The organism is Herbaspirillum sp. Her3 (genome assembly GCF_057961275.1).
Map to the genome: position 1 here is coordinate 1,456,929 of NZ_CM176328.1, position 17,658 is coordinate 1,474,586.

At 64.8% G+C, this 17,658-nt stretch carries 22 protein-coding genes; 5 read left to right on the forward strand and 17 right to left on the reverse strand.

What is annotated here, in order from left to right:
* Window positions 1-48: 48 nt before the first annotated feature.
* The 12 genes from ACVC5H_RS06630 to ypfJ form a co-directional block, all read right to left on the reverse strand.
* Window positions 49-669 carry a riboflavin synthase gene (locus ACVC5H_RS06630; RefSeq protein ID WP_489621570.1) on the reverse strand — a complete coding sequence of 207 codons (621 nt, stop codon included), beginning with the start codon at window positions 667-669 and terminating at the stop codon, window positions 49-51.
* 47 nt (window positions 670-716) lie between these two features.
* A complete protein-coding gene (gene ribD, locus ACVC5H_RS06635; RefSeq protein WP_489621571.1) occupies window positions 717-1,838 on the reverse strand; it encodes a bifunctional diaminohydroxyphosphoribosylaminopyrimidine deaminase/5-amino-6-(5-phosphoribosylamino)uracil reductase RibD in 1,122 nt (373 codons plus the stop codon).
* 108 nt (window positions 1,839-1,946) lie between these two features.
* A complete protein-coding gene (locus tag ACVC5H_RS06640; RefSeq protein ID WP_489621572.1) occupies window positions 1,947-2,420 on the reverse strand; it encodes a GspH/FimT family pseudopilin in 474 nt (157 codons plus the stop codon).
* A 4-nt stretch (window positions 2,421-2,424) separates the two neighbouring features.
* Window positions 2,425-2,874 (reverse strand): type IV pilin protein, encoded by a 450-nt coding sequence (locus tag ACVC5H_RS06645; protein ID WP_489621573.1) that lies wholly within the window; start codon window positions 2,872-2,874, stop codon window positions 2,425-2,427.
* Between the two features lie 2 nt (window positions 2,875-2,876).
* Entirely contained in the window at window positions 2,877-3,503 is a 627-nt protein-coding gene (locus tag ACVC5H_RS06650; protein ID WP_489621574.1) for a pilus assembly protein, read from the reverse strand.
* The gene (locus tag ACVC5H_RS06655; protein WP_489621575.1) at window positions 3,500-4,411 is read right to left on the reverse strand and encodes a PilW family protein; all 912 of its coding nucleotides are present in this window, start codon (window positions 4,409-4,411) and stop codon (window positions 3,500-3,502) included. Before ACVC5H_RS06655 ends, ACVC5H_RS06650 begins: the two co-directional genes overlap by 4 nt.
* Window positions 4,412-4,413: 2 nt before the next feature.
* Window positions 4,414-4,926, reverse strand: a complete 513-nt coding sequence (pilV, locus tag ACVC5H_RS06660) for a type IV pilus modification protein PilV (protein ID WP_489621576.1) — start codon at window positions 4,924-4,926, stop codon at window positions 4,414-4,416.
* 92 nt (window positions 4,927-5,018) lie between these two features.
* Entirely contained in the window at window positions 5,019-5,636 is a 618-nt protein-coding gene (locus ACVC5H_RS06665; protein WP_489621577.1) for a DUF924 family protein, read from the reverse strand.
* Window positions 5,633-5,854 carry an RNA-binding S4 domain-containing protein gene (locus ACVC5H_RS06670; protein ID WP_034335781.1) on the reverse strand — a complete coding sequence of 74 codons (222 nt, stop codon included), beginning with the start codon at window positions 5,852-5,854 and terminating at the stop codon, window positions 5,633-5,635. Before ACVC5H_RS06670 ends, ACVC5H_RS06665 begins: the two co-directional genes overlap by 4 nt.
* Before the next feature lie 93 nt (window positions 5,855-5,947).
* Complete coding sequence (locus tag ACVC5H_RS06675) at window positions 5,948-6,235, reverse strand: hypothetical protein (RefSeq protein WP_489621578.1); 288 nt, start codon at window positions 6,233-6,235, stop codon at window positions 5,948-5,950.
* Between the two features lie 14 nt (window positions 6,236-6,249).
* Entirely contained in the window at window positions 6,250-6,630 is a 381-nt protein-coding gene (locus ACVC5H_RS06680; RefSeq protein WP_489621579.1) for an MAPEG family protein, read from the reverse strand.
* A gap of 32 nt (window positions 6,631-6,662) precedes the next feature.
* The gene (gene ypfJ / locus ACVC5H_RS06685; RefSeq protein ID WP_489621580.1) at window positions 6,663-7,544 is read right to left on the reverse strand and encodes a KPN_02809 family neutral zinc metallopeptidase; all 882 of its coding nucleotides are present in this window, start codon (window positions 7,542-7,544) and stop codon (window positions 6,663-6,665) included.
* 217 nt (window positions 7,545-7,761) lie between these two features.
* Here ypfJ and ACVC5H_RS06690 point away from each other — a divergent pair, with 217 nt between their 5' ends.
* The 4 genes from ACVC5H_RS06690 (at window position 7,762) to ACVC5H_RS06705 (ending at window position 12,027) form a co-directional block, all read left to right on the forward strand.
* The gene (locus tag ACVC5H_RS06690; protein ID WP_489621581.1) at window positions 7,762-10,224 is read left to right on the forward strand and encodes an acyl-CoA dehydrogenase; all 2,463 of its coding nucleotides are present in this window, start codon (window positions 7,762-7,764) and stop codon (window positions 10,222-10,224) included.
* Window positions 10,225-10,281: 57 nt separating this feature from the next.
* Window positions 10,282-10,782, forward strand: coding sequence for a nucleoside 2-deoxyribosyltransferase (locus tag ACVC5H_RS06695; protein ID WP_489621582.1), 501 nt, complete (start codon window positions 10,282-10,284; stop codon window positions 10,780-10,782).
* A 254-nt stretch (window positions 10,783-11,036) separates the two neighbouring features.
* Entirely contained in the window at window positions 11,037-11,663 is a 627-nt protein-coding gene (locus ACVC5H_RS06700; RefSeq protein ID WP_489621583.1) for a PadR family transcriptional regulator, read from the forward strand.
* Between the two features lie 34 nt (window positions 11,664-11,697).
* Window positions 11,698-12,027, forward strand: coding sequence for a DUF3861 domain-containing protein (locus tag ACVC5H_RS06705; RefSeq protein WP_489621584.1), 330 nt, complete (start codon window positions 11,698-11,700; stop codon window positions 12,025-12,027).
* An 18-nt stretch (window positions 12,028-12,045) separates the two neighbouring features.
* On the opposite strand, the gene sbcB is transcribed toward ACVC5H_RS06705, so the two are convergent.
* The 5 genes from sbcB to ACVC5H_RS06730 all read right to left on the reverse strand — a co-directional run bounded on the left by sbcB (window position 12,046) and on the right by ACVC5H_RS06730 (window position 16,063).
* On the reverse strand, window positions 12,046-13,482 hold the full coding sequence (gene sbcB / locus ACVC5H_RS06710; RefSeq protein ID WP_489621585.1) for an exodeoxyribonuclease I: 1,437 nt from the start codon (window positions 13,480-13,482) through the stop codon (window positions 12,046-12,048).
* 144 nt (window positions 13,483-13,626) lie between these two features.
* Window positions 13,627-14,223 carry a YqhG/Tai3 family protein gene (locus ACVC5H_RS06715; RefSeq protein WP_489621586.1) on the reverse strand — a complete coding sequence of 199 codons (597 nt, stop codon included), beginning with the start codon at window positions 14,221-14,223 and terminating at the stop codon, window positions 13,627-13,629.
* Between the two features lie 230 nt (window positions 14,224-14,453).
* A complete protein-coding gene (locus ACVC5H_RS06720; protein ID WP_489621587.1) occupies window positions 14,454-15,029 on the reverse strand; it encodes a DUF3828 domain-containing protein in 576 nt (191 codons plus the stop codon).
* 214 nt (window positions 15,030-15,243) lie between these two features.
* Window positions 15,244-15,546: an antibiotic biosynthesis monooxygenase family protein gene (locus ACVC5H_RS06725; RefSeq protein WP_489621588.1), complete on the reverse strand. Its 303-nt coding sequence runs from the start codon at window positions 15,544-15,546 to the stop codon at window positions 15,244-15,246.
* A 100-nt stretch (window positions 15,547-15,646) separates the two neighbouring features.
* Window positions 15,647-16,063 (reverse strand): DUF2721 domain-containing protein, encoded by a 417-nt coding sequence (locus ACVC5H_RS06730; RefSeq protein WP_489622658.1) that lies wholly within the window; start codon window positions 16,061-16,063, stop codon window positions 15,647-15,649.
* A gap of 297 nt (window positions 16,064-16,360) precedes the next feature.
* On the opposite strand from ACVC5H_RS06730, the gene ACVC5H_RS06735 reads away from it, so the two are divergent.
* Entirely contained in the window at window positions 16,361-17,656 is a 1,296-nt protein-coding gene (locus tag ACVC5H_RS06735; RefSeq protein WP_489621589.1) for a solute carrier family 23 protein, read from the forward strand.
* Window positions 17,657-17,658: the final 2 nt, after the last annotated feature.

Below are 17,658 nucleotides of genomic sequence, written 5' to 3' on the forward strand. Positions count from 1 at the left end.
CTGCGTTAAGCAAAATTGAATACCGCATCCTCGCGCAGCGCAGGTGGATCAGGCTGCTTGCGAGGACGACAGCATGCGCTCCACATACCGCGCAATCAGATCAATCTCCAGATTGACCTTGCTGCCCGCCTTTAGGTGCTTGAGGGTCGTCACTTCCACCGTATGCGGAATCAGGTTGATCGAGAAGCGGCACACCTCGGCCAGGTCTTCCACGCGGTTGACCGTCAGCGACACCCCATTGACCACGATGGAGCCCTTGTAGGCCAGGTACTTGCCCAGCGCCTTGGGCGCGTCCACGATCAGCTCGCGCGACTCTCCCACCGGCTCGAACGAATGCACCTGGCCCAAACCATCGACGTGGCCGGAGACCAGGTGGCCGCCCAGGCGTTCGGCCAGGGTCAGCGCCTTTTCCAGGTTGACTTCGCCGGGGGCGTCCAGGCCAGCGGTCAGGCGCAGGCTTTCGCGCGAGACGTCGACGGTGAAGCTGCGCTCGGTCTTGTCGACCACGGTCATGCAGGCGCCATTGAGCGCAATCGAATCACCCAGGGCAACGTCGGCCATCGGCAGGCTGCCGGCGTCGATGTTCAGGCGTACACCGGCCTCAGGGCCAGCTGCCAAGGGGGTGACGGAGGTGATGGTGCCGACGGCGGCAACGATTCCAGTAAACATGATTCAGTCCCTGATACGAAAATCTGAAAGAAAAAGCCAAAAAACGATTATTCGAAACGGGCAAGGATACGCAAATCCGGCCCGACCTGCTTGACCTCATGGAAGTGGATGCCGATCTTGCCCGAGAGGTCTTCCAGCGGCGGCAATTCGAACATGCTGCGGCCATCGCCGATCAGCGCCGGGGCCAGGTAGACCAGCAGTTCATCCACGCAGCCTTCGCGGATCAGCGAGCCGTTGAGCCTGGCGCCGGCTTCGACGTGCAATTCGTTGATCTGGCGCTGGCCCAGTTCGCGTACCAGGCCGGGCAGGTCGACCTTGCCTTCGGCATTGGCCAGCAGGATCACTTCGGCGCCTTCCGCCTCGAGGGCGGCACGTTTCTCGCGGTCGTCGGTGGCGGTGAAGACCCAGGTATTGCCGCCCTGGATCACGCGGGCCTCGGGAGAGACCAGCAGCTTGCTGTCGACCACGATTCGGCGCGGCTGGCGCGGGGTTTCGACGGCGCGCACGGTCAGCTGCGCGTCGTCCTTCTGGATGGTGCCGATGCCGGCCATGATGGCGCAGGCGCGGGCGCGCCAGATGTGGCCGTCGTCGCGCGCGGCCTGGCTGGTGATCCACTGGCTCACGCCATTGTGCAGGGCGGTCTTGCCGTCCAGGCTGGCGGCGCTCTTCATGCGCACCCAGGGGCGGCCGGTGCGCATGCGGTGCAGGAAGCCGATGTTGATCTCCTGCGCCTCTTCTTCCAGCAGGCCGCAGGCCACCTCGATGCCGGCCGCCTGCAGGCGCGCCAGGCCCTGGCCGGCCACCAGCGGGTTGGGGTCGGCGATGGCGGCGACCACGCGCGCTACGCCGGCGCGGATCAGGGCATCGGCGCAGGGCGGGGTGCGGCCGAAATGACTGCAGGGTTCCAGCGTGACGTAGACGGTGGCACCGCGCACGTCCGCCCCGCGCGCGGCGGCGTCGGCCATGGCCTGGATCTCGGCATGGTTGCCGCCCGGCGGCTGGGTGAAACCGGCACCGATGATGCGCCGGTCCTTGACGATGACGCAGCCCACGCGCGGGTTGGGCGTGGTGTCGAGCATGCCGAAGCCGGCCTGCAGCAAGGCCAGGGCCATGGCCTGCTGGTCATTCTCGATGTCGAACTGGTAGAGCGGATCTGCAGTGGAAGTCATGGTGTGCAAAGGCGGTAAAGGCGGCAAGGCCTGCCAGGGGCGAGGCCGGATGCCCGTCAATATACACGGCTTTGCTGCATTGCCCGCAAGGCCGGAAGCGCCCGCACCTCACTCGATGGCGGCCTGGCTGCACTGGCTGTCGATGACCGGGTTGCAGATCCGCACCCGCCCGAGGAAGTTGACCACGACCGCGCGCGAGTTGCTGCCGCTGCTGAAATACCAGGTGCCGCGCGTGAGCGGCTGCCCGTCCGGCTGATATCCCACCAGTTCACCGCCGGTGGTATAGGCCACGGCAATGCCGTGGTCCAGCGAAGGATGGCGGGAGACCACCTGCTGGCCGACGCGGATTTCCCATCCGCTTTGCCAGTCGCGGCCATCGCTGGGCCGCAGTTCGGCGCGGCGGCCGGCACGCAGCGCTTCAGAACGTGTCAGTTGTACGCTGTGGAAGAAATCGCTGCCGGCCGCCGCCAGCTGGTGCTCGCTGGACAGGTTCTGCAGGGCCGGGATGCCCGCTGCCAGCACCAGCGCCGCAATCAGCAAGACCACCATGAGCTCGATGAGCGTAAATCCTCTTGATTCCATGGGATCACCAGCAATCCTTGCCGTCGGCGCGGCGATTGCCCCGGCTGTCGGCCTGCAGTACGCCGCAGCGAGCATCTTCATAGGCGGTGTTGACGCCGCTGCCGCCGGGTGTGGCGGTGACCAGCACGCAGCTGGAGAGGTCTTCGTCGTCACACGCGCGGGCGGCCAGGGCATAGGCGCTGGCTTGCGGGGTGGGGCCGGAATACCACTTGAAGCCATGCGCCCCGCTGCCCGGCTGGAATGCCTTGTAGCGGTGCTGGTAGGCGTGATGCCGCTCCTGTTGCAGCAGCACGTGCAGGAGGGCCGCACGTCCTTCGGCGCGGGCCGCTTTCTGGACCACGTGGCGGTAGCCGTTCCAGCTGAGGCCGGCCAGCAGGATCACGATGGTCAGGCTGACCAGGATTTCCAGCAGCGTGAAGCCACGTGCCGGCGCGGGCAGAGAGAGGGGAGACATGTTCATTCCTGGGTAGGCAGATAAAGAGGACGCCAGGCCCGCAGCGGGCAACTGGCTGCTGCGCTGTCTGCGGGCGCCGGCAACTGCACCAGCGCCTGCAGCGCGACGATGGCGCCGTGGCGGCCGTAGCCGACGGCGCTGAGGCGATAGAGCGTGGCCGCTGCTTCATCGGCGGCCGGCTTGCGCGGTCCCTTGCCGGGCTTGGATGGCAGGCGCTCGATCAGATAACGCGGCACGGCCATGCCGCTAGCGCTGCGAAAGCGCCGCCCCGTGAACTGGCCGTACGTTGCGGAGACGGCTTGCGGTCCATGCAGCTGCGCAGGTTCCCAGCCGGCGCGCTCGTGCTGGCCCAGGCACAGGCCGGCGCCGGCGGCATCGCTGCGGCATTCCAGCGTGGCGCTGAATTGCTCCGGTTCGATACGGCGCCGATGGCGGATATCATCGCAGGCATCCTCCAGGGCCGCCTGTGCGGCCAGCCGGGCTTGGGCATATTCACGGTGATTGCGGGCGGCGCGTTCTTCCAGCAGGAGCAGCGAGGTGGTGGCCGCGCCCAACAGCAGCATCAGGCTCAGCAGCATGAGCGCGATCATCAGGGTGGCGCCGCGCTGGCGCGCAGTCGGGATCTTCATGGGCTGGCCTGCGCTGCGGCAAGGTTGCGCAACATCACCGTGCCCTGGAATACCGCACGGCGCCGCTGTTCCTGCTCTGGCTCGGTGAAGCGCCAGGCCGGGTCACTGCGCCGTCCGTGGAGGAAGAGGTCGTAGCTGCGCGGTATGGCTTCGCTGCCGGCAGGGCGCCGCTGAAGTCCCCTGACCAGCAGCGCAATGCGCACCAGCACCACCTGGCGCCAGGCGTGGGCGGGCATGGCCGAGGCATCCAGCCAGCGGTCCGGGCGGCCATAGCCATCGCTGTCGATGGCATAGCGCAGCTGCAGGGCTTCGACGCCGCGGGCGATGGCATCCGAGGTCCAGTTGCCGTTCTTGCCCTGGTAGCGGCAGCGCAGTTCCGGTTCGTCGCCGGTACCGGGCGCAATGAAATAGATCACCCACTGGCGCGTCGCTTCCTCTGGCGGACCTGCCGCAGCATCGGCGCCGCTGCAGTTGCTGACCTGGGCGCGGCTGCCGCGCGGGGCGCCGAAGAAGCCCAGCATCAGCACGTCGCTATGATTGATGCCATCGCCCGTGCTGCTGCCGAAGTTGCCACTGGCCGGGTCGAGCAGCTCGGCCTGGCGGCTGTCATCGAGCCCGCGCAGGCCCGGGACAAGTGCGGTCGCTGCGCCTTGAGCGAGGGTTTCCACCGGCAAGTGGCCGGCCTGGCGCAAGGCCTGCTGCAGGTGATCCAGGGCCAGGCGGCCGGTTTCCTCGACGCGGCCGGCGTCGTCCATCTCCTGATAGGCCGCGCGCGCCTGCTGCAGCAGTGCGCCGGCCACCAGCACCACCAGCAGCCCCACGGCCAGCGCGATCATCAGCTCGACCAGGGTCAGTCCGGTTTGATCGTACCGGCGTACCAGGCGGGAGCAGTGGGACGGGCCGCGCATCATCAATGCCCGAGGATCAGGCTCAGCAGCGGCGTTGCAGCACTGGTTGTGCTGGCAGCACCGATGCGGCGCCAGGCCAGCTTGAGCACCACCGGGCTGCTGGCCAGGCCATCACATGTCCAGTCCACCTGCGGTGTGCGCTGGGCATCGCGGCAGACGATGACGCGGGCCTGGGGGAAATCGCGCATCAGCCGGGCTTTCCAGTCCGCCAGTACGGCCTGGATAAAGTCAGATGGGCTGCAGGCGGCCTGTTCGCAATCGGCCGGGGCCATGGGCGGCCGCCCGGCAGTGAAGGAAAACAGGGCAGGATCGCTGGCCCCCGGCGCTGGTGGCAGGCTGGCCCGCAGTTCGGCCAGCTCTTGCGCCATCAGCGTGGCGCGGGCGTGCAGGCTGCTGTCCTGGCTGCTGCGCAGGGCATGCAATTGCAGCATGGCGATGGCCAGGGCACCGGTGCCGATGACCAGCATGGCCACCAGCACTTCCATCATCGAAAAACCACGGGAGCGAGCACGCATGGCGAATCCTGAAAAGGAAAGCCCGCGAGTCTATGGCAAAAGAAAATGCGTCTCCAGCAAAAGCCGCAATCAGCTTGCAGCTATCGAAAACTTCAGAAGGACGAACCCGGTTGCTTGAGGAATTCGACTTCTTCCGGCGTGCTCTCGCGCCCCAGAATGCGGTTGCGATGCGGGAAGCGGCCGAAGCGTTCGATCACGGCATGGTGCCGCCGCGCATAGTCGGCATAGCCATCAAAGGCCGGCTTGTCCTCGGCGCTGGCTGCCTTGGCCAGGCCGCGCATGAGTTGTACAACGTACTCCTGGTCGTCCAGGTCTTCGGCATGTTCCAGCGGCAGGTAGACGAATACGCGCGCAATCGGCGGCAAGGCCTGGTCCAGCCCCATGGCCAGCGCCAGGTGGCAGCACTGGCGCGCCAGTTCGTCGAAGGCGAAGGCCTGCGGCGTGTCGCGGTAGATGTTGCGCGGCATCTGGTCCAGCAGCAGGATCAGGGCCAGCATGCTGCGCGGCGCTTCGGTCCAGTCATCGAGCTGGTTGGCGGTGGCCTGCTGCACCAGGGCTTCGAAGCGGGTGCGGCATTCGGCGTCGGTGTCGGGGTGCTTGCTCCACCAGAGTTTTTTCTGACGCTCGGCGACCTGATGCGCGGGCAGTGTTTCCCAATCGGGGCCGAACCAGAACGCCAGTACCTCGTTGGCGGAAGGCGCCGTACTCATTCGGCCAGCACCGTGATCTGAACGTCGCCCAGGGTGACTTTCTGGCCGACGGTGATCTTGCAGGTCTTGCGGGTCTCCAGCTTGCCGTCGACCTTGACCTGGCCGTCGGCCACCAACTGCTTGCCGGCGCCGCCGCTGTCGCACAGGCCGCAGAGTTTGAGCAGCTGGTTGAGCTCGACGTAGGGATGGCCTTGCAGCGGGAAGGTGATCTTTTGCATGTGATTTCTTTCGGAAACCCCGGCCGCAACAGGCGAGACGGAGGGAGCGGTACGGTACGCCGGCAGCGGCCATTTGTCCAGCCGCCCTTGTGTTCAGCCGGCCGCCGCCAGCGTCTGCTGTGCCTTGTCCAGCCAGGTCGCCAGGCTGTCGGTGAGATCCTTCTGGCTGAAGGAGCAGCTTTCTTCCGTGAAGAGGCTGCCGGCTTCAAGTCGGCCCAGCAGGTCTTCGGCGACCTGGCGGTAGCGCGGCGGGAGGGCGTTCATCACTTCTTCGCTGGCGCGCCAGGTGCTGCACAGGGTGGCGATGCTGGCGTGGCCGGCACACAGTTGCTCCAGGGCTGTGCGCATGGGGACCAGTTGCGGGGCGGCGGGGTGGCTCATTGATGGCTCCTGTTTCAGGCGCACGCGGCAATGACGAACAGGGCAATCACGCTCAGATATCCCACGACCCAGACCGCCGAACGGGCCGAAGGCCTGTCCGTCAGATAGAGTGCCGTATAAAAGATACGCGCCACGATGAAGACCACCGCGGCAGTATCGACCTGCTCCTGGGGCGCGCCGACCTGCTGTGCCATCAGCACGGCCGCAGCAAAGAAGGGAAAGGCTTCGAAGTGGTTGCGATGCGCGTAGTCGGCGCGGCGGCGCAGGCCGGTCTGCTTGTCCAGCCAGGCACGCGGTTCGGCATTGTCGAAATCGCGGCAGCCGTACTTGGCCACGGCAACGGTCAGCACCGGCAGCAGGCCGGCGATCAGGATGCACCAGTAAGCCAGGGTCATGCGTTGTGTCTCCTCGTTATGAATTCAGGGTGTCATAGTTCTTTGGCAGCGAAGGTATTGCAGGCGCTGACCTTGCCTTCGGCAATGCCGCGCTTGAACCAGGTCACGCGCTGCGCCGAACTGCCGTGGGTGAAGGAATCCGGGACGACCACGCCGCGCGCCTGGCGCTGCAGGGCATCGTCACCGATGGCCGAGGCGGCGTGCAGGGCATCCTCGATGTCGCCTTCTTCCAGGATGTGGCGCGCCTGGTTGGCGTGATAGGCCCACACCCCCGCAAAGCAGTCGGCCTGCAACTCCAGCCGCACCGACATGGCATTGGCCTGCTTCTCGGTGGCATTGCGGCGGGCCGCATCCACCTTGTCGGAAATACCCATCAGGTGCTGCACGTGGTGTCCCACTTCATGCGCGATCACATAAGCCTGGGCAAAATTGCCGGAAACCTTGAAGCGCTGCTTCATCAATTCATAGAAGGACAGGTCGATGTAGACCTTCTGGTCGCCCGGGCAATAGAAGGGGCCGGTGGCCGTCTGGCCGGTGCCGCAGGCGGTCGGCGTGCTCCCGGAGAAGAGCACCAGCTTGGGCCGCACGTACTGCTTGCCATTGCTGGCGAAGATCTGGCCCCAGGTGTCTTCGGTATCGGCCAGCACGGTGGAGACGAAGCGCGCCATCTGGTCGTTGGGCGAAGGCTTGTGCGAGGGTACCTGCTGCTGCACCGGGGCGGGCGAGCCACCGCCGGAGAGCAGATTGAGCATGGTCAGCGGATTGATGCCCAGGAAATAGGAGGCCACCAGGGCCACCGCCACCGTGCCCAGTCCGATGGAGCGGCCGCCGAAGCCAAAGCCTCCACCACCGCCGCCATCCTCGCCACGGCGGTCTTCCACGTTGTCGCTTTCGCGATTGCCTTCCCATTTCATGATGTCGTTCCCGGTGCTGCTGTCTGAGATGCCGGGATTGTAATAGATGGATGCGGCTTGTCGGGCATTGTCTGACGGGTGCTGGCTGCACTGTCCGATTTCGGCGACGGTGCTGACAGCTTATCGTCAGGCAGCAGCAGGCCCTAGGCGCTGCCGGCATTCGATGCCACACTGCCGCATCCCCCCAACCCACAAAGAGAACAGCACAGGAGGCGACATGATCATCTGGTTCATCCTTCTCATTGCAAGCGCGCTGGCGCTCATGATGATGCGTGCCAGCGCCTGGATCTGGCTGGCATCCGAAGCGGTCCTGATCTGGCTGGGCGCGCGGCTGGCCGATATCGACTTGCCGGTGCTGGTGCTGCTGGCCATTCTCTTCTTCACGCCCACGCTGCTGGTAGCGATCAGGTCGTTACGGCAGGCACTGATGACGCGTCCGGCGCTGGACCTGTTCCGCAAGATCATGCCCGGCATGTCCGCCACCGAGCGTGATGCCATCGAGGCCGGCACGGTCTGGTGGGATGCCGAGTTGTTCTCCGGCAAGCCTGACTGGAAGCGTCTGTTCGACCTGCCCGCCCCGCGCCTCACGCCCGAGGAGCAAAGCTTCCTCGACAACGAAGTCGAGCAGTTGTGCGCCATGGTCAGCGACTGGGACACCACCATCAAAGACCAGGACTTGCCGCCCGAGGCCTGGCAATTCATCAAGGACAAGGGTTTCCTGGGCATGATCATTCCACGCCAGTACGGCGGCAAGCAGTTCTCGGCCTATATGCATTCGCAGGTGGTGATGAAGCTGGGCTCGCGCTGTTCAGCCGCAGCCATTGCAGTGATGGTGCCCAATTCGCTGGGCCCGGCCGAATTGCTGCTGCATTACGGCACCGAGGCGCAAAAGAACCATTACCTGCCGCGCCTGGCGCAAGGGCTGGAGATTCCCTGCTTTGCGTTGACCAGCCCTTATGCGGGCTCGGATGCGGCGGCCATTCCCGATGTGGGCATCGTCTGCAAGGGCGAGCACGAAGGCCGCGAGACACTGGGTTTCCGCGTCACCTGGAGCAAGCGCTACATCACGCTGGCGCCGATTGCGACGGTGCTGGGCCTGGCCTTCCGTGTGCGTGATCCGGACGGTCTTCTTGGCGGTAGTGCCGAACCCGGCATTACCTGCGCGCTGATTCCGACCGATCATCCGGGTGTCATCACCGGGCGCCGTCACTGGCCCTTGAATGCGGTATTCCAGAATGGCCCGACCGAGGGCCGTGATGTTTTCATCCCAATGGAGTGGGTGATCGGCGGCGCACCGCAGGTCGGACGCGGCTGGCGCATGCTGATGGAATGCCTGGCGGCAGGGCGGGCGATTTCGCTGCCATCTTCCAGCGTAGGCTTTTCCAAGCTGGCCGTGCGCGCTACCAGCGCCTATGCCGCCATGCGGCGCCAGTTCAAGATCGAGATCGGCAAGTTCGAAGGCGTGCAGGAAGCGCTGGCGCGCATGGGCGGACATCTCTACATGATGGATGCCACGCGGCGCCTGTCGGCCCTGGCTGTGGATGCGGGCGAGAAACCCTCGGTCATCTCGGCCATCTCCAAGTACCACGTCACCGAGCGCGGGCGCATGGTGGTCAATGACGGCATGGACGTCATCGGTGGCAAGGGCATCTGCATGGGGCCGGGCAATTTCCTGGCGCGGGCGTATCAGCAGGTACCCATTGCGATCACGGTGGAGGGCGCCAATATCCTCACGCGCTGTCTCATCATCTTCGGCCAGGGGGCGATCCGCTGCCATCCTTACGTGCTGCAGGAACTGGCCGCTGCCGCCGACGAAGACCGAGAACGCGCCGTGCAGGAATTCGATCGCCTGCTCTTTGCGCATCTCTCCTTCGTGGCGGCCAATGCCGCGCGCAGCTTCGTGGGAGGCATCAGCCGTGGCTGGCTGCTGCCCTCATCGCGTCATGCGGCGCGCGCCACACGCGGCTACTTCCGCGCGGTCGTGCACCTGTCTTCGGCCTTTGCGCTGTTGACCGATGTGAGCATGGGCGTGCTGGGCGGTACCCTCAAGTTCCGCGAGCGTATTTCGGCGCGGCTGGGTGACGTGCTCTCGCAGCTCTATCTGATCTCGGCGGTACTGAAGCGCTTCGAGGACGAGGGCCGGCAGGAAGACGATCTGCCTTACGTGGACTGGTCCGTGCAGGATGCGCTGCACCGCGCCCAGGACGCCATCATCGAGGTCTTGCACAACTTCCCCAATCCCTTCATCGCAGTGCTGTTGCGGGTGCTGATCTTCCCGCTGGGCCTGGCGTATCGCCGGCCTTCGGATCTGCTGGGCACGCGCGTGGCCAAGGCCATGCAGACGCCCGGCGAGAGCCGCAACCGGCTGGTGGCCGATGCCTACCTGCCGCGTGAAGGCGATCCGCTGGCCTGCGGCGAAATGGCCTTTGCGCTCACGCCCGTGGTGCAGCAGCTGGAGCACCGGCTCAAGCCCGACATCAAGGAAGGCAAGCTGCCGCCGATGCCGCAGAACCTGCCGGACATCCCGGCCTGGAGCGCGCTGGCGCTGGAGCGCAGCCTGATCTCGCCGCAGGAGAAGGAAGCGCTGGACACCTTCGCCCGCTACGGCGACCAGAGCGTGCGGGTCGACGATTTCTCTGCCGACTTTGGCCGCGCCGACATCGTCGCGCAGTTGCGCTGAAGGAAGCGTGACGCTTTGCGTTATCCTGCCGGTTCCCGATGAACCACAGGATTGACCATGACCCCGCAGCCCCGCATCTACCTGGCCGGCCCCGATGTCTTCCAGCGCGACTATGCGCAGCACAAACAGCAGATCAAGCAGTGGTGTGCCGAACTCGGACTGGTGGCGTTGTGCCCCGGTGACGATGAAGTCAGCGGCGACTGCAAGGCCGAGGTGGCGCGCCGCATCTACGAGATCAACGTGGCCCTGATCGATTCAGCCGATTACGTGGTGGCCAATGTGTGCAATTTTCGTGGGCATGAGCCCGACTCGGGAACGGTCTTCGAGATCGGCTATGCAGTCGGGCGGGGCAAGAAGGTGTGGTGCTACAACACGCCTGCCCAAGACCTGCTGAGCCAGGTGCCGCAGGCTGAACCGGGGTACTGCCATGCGGGCATGCTCATCGAGGACTTCGGCCTGCCGCGCAACCTCATGCTGGTCCATGCCGCCGAACTGGTGCAGGGCGATGTCCACACCTGCCTGCAGCGCGTGGCTCGCTGGCATGCAGGACAGGGCTGAGCGAGGATTTCCGCACGGTCTTGTTCACTGCACGGGCATACGCCCATTTCCCCCACACCCCCTCCTGAGACTGCTTCATCCTCTCTCTGCATGAGATGGTGAAGCTTTCTGCTTCATCTTTCCTGTCGGAAATGTAAAAAATATTATTAAGATATATCTTGAAATGCCCCGAATTAAGATATATCTTGGCTATATCGATCGCCCCGCAGCGTGCGTCAGTCGCTGCCTTTGCAACCCGACAAGAAGGAAACACCATGTTCAAGCATCTATTTCATCAACCCGGCCAGCCCGGCCACGGCCCCAAGCACCAGCGCCACGACCGTCCGCACCACGGCGGCGGTCTGTTCGACGACGATGAGCAGCGCGGTCCGCGCGGCCCTCATGGCCTGCGTGGCCGCGAGGGCGGCGGACGCGGCGCCCGCATGTTCGAGCAGGGCGCATTGCGCATCGTGATGCTGCATCTGCTGCAGGAAAAGCCGCGTCACGGCTACGACATGATCAAGGCCATCGAGCAGTTGGTCGGCGGTGGCTACAGCCCGAGTCCGGGCGTGATCTACCCGACCCTGACGCTGCTGGAAGAAATGGGCCATGCCTCGGTCCAGGGCGAAGAGGGCGGCAAGAAGCTCTACACCATCAGCCCCGAAGGCCAGGCGCATCTGGAAGAGAAGGACAACGCCGAGGTGCTGCAGCAGGTGCTGCGCAAGTTCGAACTGCGCCGCCAGGAGCGTCCGGATGCCGGTTCGCCCGAGCTGCAGCGCGCCGTGCAGAACTTCCGCATGGCACTGCATACGCGCCTGGCCAAAGGCAAGCTGGCCAAGGAAGAACTGCACGCCATCATCGACATCATCGACCGCGCTGCCGTGGCGGTGGAACGCGTCTGAACGGTTTTTGCCGGAATCTGGAAAGGAACTTCACATGAGAGAACATCGCTACCGCATCACCCTGGAACACCTGGCTACGGCCTCGGAGGGACAGCCCTTGCATGCGCCCCTGACTTTCGAGGCCGGCAATCATGACGATCTCTTCAGTATCGTCTCCCGCCTGCGTGGTAACGGGCAATTCGACAGCGATACCAGCGCGCAGCTGGCGCTGGGGTTGAAGCTGTTCGGGGAGGTGATCCTCAAGAACCGCAAGCATCCGCTGTTCGAGGACATCCAGCCGGCCCTGCGCGAGTTCATCATGAAGCTCAAGTCGCAGGGCAAGGCAGCGACTGCTGCCGCCGAGGCTGGTCCTGCCGCCGAATAAGCCCCCGCGTGCCAAGCCTCATTGATTGGCCGGCGCAATCATCTCCGCATAGTCATACAGCGCACCCAGGATGTCCTGGGTGCGTTCGTCATCGGCCTGCTCCTGCAACTGGTCGATCTGCTCGAACAGTTGCGCGATGGTGCGCGCACCGCCGGCGCCGTCGAACAGGCGCGCGGCGCGGTGTTCTTCCCAGTGCCGGGCTTCTTCCGGGCTCAGGGTCTCGGGGAAGTTGCGTGCCCGGTAGCGGAACAATATTTCATTCAATCTCATGTCGTCGAAGGCCACGCTGGCACCGGCCAGCGCCTCGGGCGGCAGGGCGCGCAACTGCGTCAGCTGGCGGCGGTCGCCGTTGCCGATGAAGCCGCCGTACAAATCTTCATCTACGTCCGGAGCGGCCCCGTTTTCGCGCTGATAGACCTGGTGCCACAGCGTACTGAGGTCGGGCAGCGCTGCGGCCTTTTCAGCGTGGCGCAGGGCTGCGTCGACATCGATGTTCAGTTGCGCCGCGCGCCCGGCCGAGAGCGTCTTGAGGCTGCCCACCACCATCGGCGACTTGTTCAGGTGAATGCTCTTGACCGGCAGGCGGATCATGCCTTCGGGCAGTTCATCGCGCTTGGTGAACATGCGTTCGCGCACCGTGGCCGCGTCCAGGTCCGCCAGTTCGGTCGGATCATGGGCCAGATCCCAGGCGATCACTTCATTCTTGTTGGTCGGATGCATGCCCAGCGGCCACATCAGCGCCAGGCAGCCATGGGCCACCGGGAACATGCCCGAGACATGCAGGAAGGGTCTGGCCGCCGGCAAGCCGATCTCTGCGGCGGCCTTGTCCTTCTTGTGCAAGGCCAGGGCGAACTCGAACAGGCGCGGGTTGTTCTGGCGGATCAGGCGCGCCAGCGCGATGGTGGCGCGCACGTCGGAGAGCGCATCGTGCGCCGCTTCGTGGACCAGGCCATTGGCCTTGGAGAGATGCTCCAGCTTGAAGCTGACGCTGCCGTCTTCCTTGGTCGGCCACTGGATGCCGTCCGGGCGCAGTGCATAGGTCAGCCGCACTACGTCGAGCAGGTCCCAGCGGCCGCAGCCGTTGGCCCATTCGCGCGCATAGGGATCGATCAGATTGCGCCAGAACATGAAGCGCGTGACTTCATCGTCGAAACGGATGGTGTTGTAGCCCACGCCGATGGTGCCGGGCTCGCCCAGCGCCTGCTCGATGCGGGCGGCGAATTCATGTTCGGGCAGGCCGTGTTCCAGGCAGTGCTGCGGCGTGATGCCGGTGATCAGGCAGGAGACCGGATCGGGCAGGTAGTCCGGCGCCGGCTGGCAATAGATCATGATGGGCTCGCCGATCTCGTTGAGTTCGGCATCGGTGCGCACGGCGGCGAACTGCGAGGGGCGGTCGCGGCGCGGCACGGCGCCAAAGGTTTCGTAGTCGTGCCAGAGGAAGGTGTGATTGGACATCGCGGCAGGCTTCTAAGGGAATCGCGCGATTATAGAGCCTTGCGCGATGGCTGCTGCCATGCAACGACACCGCGGGCGCGGGGAAGCCTGATTTTTTCAAGGGAGCGGGAGAGGGGAGGCTCAATCCCGCCATCCGACTCTGACTTATTTTGCCGGCGCCAAGGGTACCAGCGGCGCCGCATCGCGCTTCAAGACCTTGCGCATGGCATCTTGCAGGGTACCGTTGCGCAGGGGCGGATTGCCGGCCGCATACTGGATGTTGTCGATGACCCAACCGCGCGCATCGCGGGCGAGCAGGACCGTGTCGGTCCACCTGGCCGGCGACGGCGGCTTGGCGTCGCTCAGGCTCAGTTCCACCGTGCAGCGGGCCTCGCGTTCCTGTGCGTCGCAGTCGAGTACGCGGAAGACGGCCGCGCCGTCCGGGTTGCCGGTGAAGAGATCGCCCTGCACCAGCGGCGGCAGCGGTTCGGCGTCGGGATCGGCGGCCTGCTCCGCCGCCGATTGGGCGGTACGGGCCTCTTCGGCCACCGAGACATCCTTCAACAAGTCAAACAGCGGCACCGACAGGAAACGGCGGAAAACGATCAGTTCCTTGAGCGACAGCGCGCCCGAAGGGCGGTTCGAGGCGTGGGTCTGGTAGAACTCCGTGACCAGTTCCTTGGCCTTGCCCTCTTCATTGGCCGAGCAGGCTGCAAGCAGCACGCTGGCGGCGACGATGAGTGTCTTACCGATCCGCTTCAATCCGATTCTCCCTGAGCCCTCCGCAGGCGTGCGGGTGGCGTGTTGTTCATGATGCAATTGCCATTTTGGTAGTTTTTGCATGCCTGAGCGCATCTGCGCCGAGCGTGCGCAAAAAAGACCAGCATGCCAGCGCGCAATCTTACGCTGCCTGGCTCAGCCGGAAGCCCGGGAACACATCGCCAAAAAGCCACCAATTCCGCCGTGGTCGCCCGAGGGCGAGCCGGACCGGCTCATTCGGCCTGCTGGATGGCGTCGGTGAGGTTGTCGCTCAGGTATTCGCGCTGGGAGGATTGGTCGTTGCCGATGAACTCGATATCGTCGATACGCCATTGGCGCTCTTCGCGCACCAGCAGGATCTTGTCGTTCCAGGATTCGTCGGCGCCTTCTTTTTGATAACGGAAGGCCACCTGGCAGGAAGCGCGATCGGCCTCGCTGTCGCAGGATTGCACGGCGAAGGAGGTGGCGCCCTCATAGAGCGAAGTGAACAGGTCGCCTTCGATCAGCGGGGCAGCCTGCGCCCCGGCCACGGTGTGGTAGCGCAGGTCGGCGGCTTCGGCGCGCGTCAGCAGGGAGTACAGCGCGCGGCTCACCAGCGGCTCGAACTGCTTGAGTTCATCGGCCGAAGGCAGCCCGGGCGCGTGGTTCTTGAGGTGGATGCGGTAGAAGTTGCCGATGACCTCGGCCTGCTGCTGCTCGTCGCCGCTGAAATTGTTGCAGCCGGTCAATGCCAGCAGCATGCCCAGTGCACAGGCACCGGCGCGCAGATGGCGTGAATAGGGAGAGGCAAAACAGGGCAGTGTGGTCATTCTGGTGTTCCTGCGCACGGTGCGTACCGGCGCTGTTGTCGTGGCGGCGCTTCAGCGGTCATCGTTCATCCACCATCGGGGGGCGGCCGGGTCGGCCTGCCCCTCCATGGCCTGCCCTTTAGTCAGGGGCAGGCCGCAAACGTTCCGCAGCGCCAGGCTTGGCGGCGCTGCCGGTGGCCGATGCGCGCAGGTCGCGCAGATCGGGCCGCAGCGCTCAGACCGATTCGGTCAGCAGCGCGAAGTGTTCCACGTGCGGGGCGCCGGCGAAGAAGGGGCCGACGATGCCGCGCCATTCGGTAAAGGCGGGCGATTCACGGAAATCCACGGTATGGTTTTCCAGGGTGGCCCAATACACCATGAGGATGTAGCGTTCGGGCGACTCGATGCCTTTTTGTACCTTGTGGCCCAGATAGCCACGGGCCTTGCTGATGGTTTGCGCCAGGCCGCGCTGGATGGCTTCGTCAAATTCTGCCTGCTTGCCGGGTTGGATGCGGATGTCCGCCAGTTCCAGGATCATGTAGGTCTCCAATGCATAGTCGAGGGATGCCGGCCAACGGTGATGCTCTGCAATGCCGGCCGGGCGGATCGATTATCACATGTTCGCCCCGCGCCGGCTTTCATTCGGCCAGGATGCCCCGCTGCTCCAGCTTGTGGGCCATGTCTTCCAGGGTGATCTCGATGGCGCGCGTGCTGATCATGATTTCCCACAGCGACACCAAGAGCGACATCACCAGCAGCATCAGGCTCACGCCGAACAGCACCTCGGCCCAGCGATTCCAGTCCACGAAAATCAGGTACATCGAGATGGCGCACATGATGAAGCTGGACACGCCCAGCGCCTGCATGTAGCGCGTGAGCACGATGCGCTTCCTGAGATTGAGGATCTGCCGGATCACCAGCCCGCGTTCATCGTTCTGGCCCTGGTTTTGCAGGTTGCGGATCAGTTGCGCCAGCACCAGGAAGCGGTTGGTATAGGCCAGCAGCAACAGCGAGGTCGCCGGGAACAGCAGGGCAGGAGTGGTGAGGTTGATCATCGACATGGCAGCAAGCAATCAGGGACGTGATTCTAACCGCTCCCGAGGCGCAAGAACCATGCCCAAAACAGGCCGCCAGATTTGCGCAAATGGGTGGCCTGTTTTGGGGCATCGGACGGGTGCAGCCGGTTTTTTTGCACCGCCGCGCAGCAGCGCACCGGACCGCCGAAATCTTTTACGGATTTTTTGGGTGGCGCACTGCCGCAGCAATTGTTATTTGTGCCAGCGCTCAATACACTAGCCCCCGTTCCACATCCACGCACAATTCCAAAACAAATCACAACGAAAGGGATCTCCATGTCGGGTTCGTATTTCCCCCAATGGCGGCTGCGCCAAAGCACCAACGACGGCCAGGGTGCCGTGATCGCCACCGATGAGCGCCTGCCCACGCCGCAGACGCTGGCCATGGGCGTGCAGCACGTGGTGGCCATGTTCGGTTCGACCGTGCTGGCGCCGCTGCTCATGGGTTTCGATCCCAACCTGGCGATCCTGATGTCGGGCGTGGGCACGCTGCTGTTCTTCCTGCTGGTGGGCGGGCGCGTGCCGAGCTACCTGGGGTCGAGCTTTTCCTTCATCGGCCTGGTCATTGCCGTGACCGGTTACGCCGGCTCCGGTCCCAATGCCAACCTGGGCGTGGCGCTGGGCGGCATCATTGCCTGTGGTGCCGTCTATGCGGTGATCGGCCTGATCGTCTCGGGCGTGGGCACGCGCTGGATCGAGTCGCTCATGCCGCCGGTGGTGACCGGCGCGGTGGTGGCGGTGATCGGGCTGAACCTGGCGCCCATCGCCGTCAAGGGCGTCTCCGGCAGCAGCTTCGACAGCTGGATGGCGCTGGCGACCATTCTCTGCGTCGGTTTCGTGGCGGTCTTCACGCGCGGCATGCTGCAGCGCCTGCTGATCCTGATCGGCCTGCTGCTGGCCTATGTGCTCTATGCGGTGCTGACCAATGGTATGGGCCTGGGCAAGCCGATCGACTTTTCCACCGTGGCCAATGCCGCCTGGTTCGGTCTGCCGCACTTCGCCTCCCCGGTCTTCCAGGGCAGCGCCATGGCCCTGCTGGCACCGGTGGCCATCATCCTGGTGGCGGAAAACCTGGGTCACATCAAGGCCGTCTCGGCCATGACCGGCCAGAACCTGGACCGCTACATCGGCCGCGCTTTCATCGGCGATGGCCTGGCTACCATGCTCTCGGGCAGTGTCGGCGGTACCGGTGTGACCACCTATGCCGAAAACATCGGCGTGATGGCCGTCACCAAGATCTATTCCACGCTGGTCTTCGTGGTGGCGGCAGTCATCGCCATCCTGCTGGGCTTCTCGCCCAAGTTCGGCGCGGTGATCCTGACCATCCCTGGCGCGGTGCTGGGTGGCGTGTCGATCGTGGTATTTGGTCTCATCACGGTCTCGGGGGCGCGCATCTGGGTCGAGAACAAGGTCGATTTTTCCAACAACACCAACCTGATCGTGGCGGCCGTCACGCTGGTGCTGGGCGCGGGCGACTTCACCCTGAAGATGGGCGGCTTCGCCCTCGGCGGCATCGGGACCGCCACCTTCGGCGCCATCATCCTGCATGCCCTGCTCAAGCGGCGCGGATGATT